At 72.2% G+C, this 2,533-nt stretch carries 4 protein-coding genes; 2 read left to right on the top strand and 2 right to left on the bottom strand.

Going from position 1 to position 2,533, the window contains the following annotated elements; translation table 11 throughout:
- The coding region (locus ACTUAL_RS07870) for a CatA-like O-acetyltransferase (protein ID WP_440899782.1) at window positions 1–124 on the bottom strand (124 nt) is incomplete at its 3' end.
- A gap of 151 nt (window positions 125–275) precedes the next feature.
- On the opposite strand from ACTUAL_RS07870, the gene ACTUAL_RS07865 reads away from it, so the two are divergent.
- Both ACTUAL_RS07865 and ACTUAL_RS07860 read left to right on the top strand, forming a co-directional pair.
- Window positions 276–815 carry a GNAT family N-acetyltransferase gene (locus ACTUAL_RS07865; protein WP_440899781.1) on the top strand — a complete coding sequence of 180 codons (540 nt, stop codon included), beginning with the start codon at window positions 276–278 and terminating at the stop codon, window positions 813–815.
- 488 nt (window positions 816–1,303) lie between these two features.
- Complete coding sequence (locus ACTUAL_RS07860; protein WP_440899780.1) at window positions 1,304–1,900, top strand: nuclease-related domain-containing protein; 597 nt, start codon at window positions 1,304–1,306, stop codon at window positions 1,898–1,900.
- Between the two features lie 384 nt (window positions 1,901–2,284).
- Here the strand turns inward: ACTUAL_RS07860 and ACTUAL_RS07855 are convergent.
- A partial coding sequence (locus ACTUAL_RS07855; RefSeq protein ID WP_440899779.1) for an alpha/beta hydrolase occupies window positions 2,285–2,533 on the bottom strand: 249 nt, incomplete at its 5' end.

The raw sequence follows: 2,533 nt of genomic DNA, 5'->3' as shown, positions 1-2,533 counted from the left end.
CGACGAACGCGGTGACGTCGACCTCGACCGTCATCGCGTACGTGCACGGCACGGCGCGCAGGTAGTGGGTGAAGTGCTGCCGCCGGGGCCAGGTGTCCAGGTCGATGAGGGCCGGAGCGTCCATGCGGCCCATCGTCCCAGGCCGGGCCCAGGGCCCGCCGCCACCTGCGCGCATGAGGCGGCGCACAGGTGGCTGCGCGACGATCGGTGAGGGCCGGTCGGGACCGGCGACGGTCGTGAGCCGACCGGCGGGGAGGACGAGGAGGACGAGGAGCATGACGGCAGGAGCAGGGATCGCGGTCGAGCTGGTCGAGGCGCAGCCGGCGGACCTCGACGCGTTCGCGCGCCGCGTGCAGGCGGCGTTCGCGCTCGCCGTCACGCAGGGCGCGCCCAGCGGCGCGGCCGAGCCGCTCCCGTCCGACGAGGACCTGCGGGAGTCGTTCGCCGCGCCCGGCGCCGAGGTGCTGCACGTCGTCGTCGCCGGTGAGCGTGTGGGTGGTGCGGTCGTGAGCATCGACGCCGAGACGGGGCGCAACAGCCTGGACTTCTTCTTCGTCGACCCCGAGCACCACGGACGGGGGATCGGGCGGGAGGCGTGGCACGCGATCGAGCGTCGCTACCCGCGCACGCGCGTGTGGGAGACCATGACGCCGCACTTCGAGGTGCGCAACATCCACTTCTACGTCAACGTGTGCGGCTTCCACGCCGTCGAGTTCTTCCACCCCGGCCACCCTGACCCGCACGCGCCGGGCGGGGACGCGGGGCAGGGGCACGACGACGACCTGATGTTCCGCTTCGAGAAGCGGATGGCCTGACCGCGCCGCCGAGGGGCGGCCGCGTAGCTCATGATCGTTCTCGGCGGTCACAGCTGCCAACGAACCTCGAGAGCAACACGAGATGAGTCAGGTTCGTGACGTGACGTCGCCACGAGACCATCGACCGACCTCTCCCCTCTCCTGCCAAGGTCGACTTCGCCGCGTCGTGAGCCGATGAAGGAGGCATGGAGGAGCTCCGGGTGACGCGGTGGCGCAGGTACGGCAGGGACCGGCTGTACGTCAGCAGTCCTGATGGGCAGCGACTGGGGTGGCACGATCTGCTCCTCGACGCGGACCACGTCGAGGCCCCGGAGTATCTGCCCGCCGTGAGGAGCGCGGTCCTGCGGTGGCGTGACGCGCACCCGTGCGCCACTGCTGATGAGCACGCCTCGAGCCCTGCGCGAACCACGCCGTCCACCACGGACTCCCGCAATCGGTCTGGCGACCGCGCGCCCTGGGTCGACCTCGCCGGCCGAGCTGCCGGGCAGATGGCGCTCGAGCAGGCCGACGCGATACGCGCGGCTGCACCGCGACGAGGGTTCTGGGCGCGCCTGTTCGGACCACCTCCGCCCGACCGCAACTGGCGCGTCGGAGCCAGGGGCGAGCAGCTCGTGGCGCAACAGCTCGCCAAGCTCATGGCCAAGGACCCCCGGTGGAGGTGCTTGCACGCCGTGCCCGTGGGCACCGAGGGTTCCGACATCGACCATGTGGTCATCGGTCCGGCCGGGGTCTTCACGCTGAACGCCAAGCATCATCCCAACGGGCGCATCTGGGTCAGCCCGCGCACCTTCATGGTCAACGGCACCCGCGTGCCCTATCTCCGCAACGCCCATCACGAGGCCGAACGGGCCTCCCGGCTCCTGAGCGCCGCCGCCGGGTTCCCCGTCGACGTCCAGGGCGTGGTCGTCGTCATCGCCGCGTCCCTGACCGTCAAGGACCAGCCCGCTGACGTCATCGTCGTCGGCCGACGACAGCTACGCCGATGGCTACGGTCCCTCGACACCCAGCTCACCCCAGAAGTCAGCGCGGCCGTGTACGACGTCGCGCGACGCTCGACGACCTGGGGGCCGGCGCCACGTCGGTAGTCGGAGAGGAACACTGCTGTCGACGGCCACCGGTTCCGGCCGTGGCTGCGCGCCTGGGCGTCCCCGCGAGGTCCACCCACGCGATGCAGACCAGACCGTGGTCGACGTCACGTGCGAGGTCAGTGGTCGAGGACCAGGCCCGGCTGGTCCGGGTGATCGTCATGCGCTGGCCGATGTCGCCCCATGGCGACGCTTCTGGCCGGTCAGTGACGTCATCGAGGTCGCCCCAGTCGCGGGGATCGCGCGCCGGCTCGCACGGCGCCCTCGAGGTCCGTGGCGCCGGGACGGACGGACATCGAGGTCAGGGCGGGCGATGGGGCGCTCGTGTGCCTGGCGACCAGCCGCAGCGTTCTGCGAGCCGTCACCTTCTGCGAACCTCAGCCCTCAGCCCGCTGGGTGCGCCGTCAGGAACGCGCGGACGTCGGCCAGCTCGGCCGCGTCGATGCCGTGCGCCAGGCCCGGGTAGGTGCGGGCCGTCAGGGTGCTGTGCGGGGGCAGCCACGCGGCGGTGCGCTCGATCGCGTGCGGCGCGATGACGGTGTCGAGCTCGCCGCGTCCCCAGAAGACCGGGGGCCGCGTGCCGGCCAGCGTGGCGTCCCCGGGCCGCTCGCCGCCCGCGACGAGACCGCCGAG

It is taken from the genome of Actinosynnema sp. (genome assembly GCF_052038725.1).
This window is presented reverse-complemented; position numbering and strand designations above follow the sequence as displayed.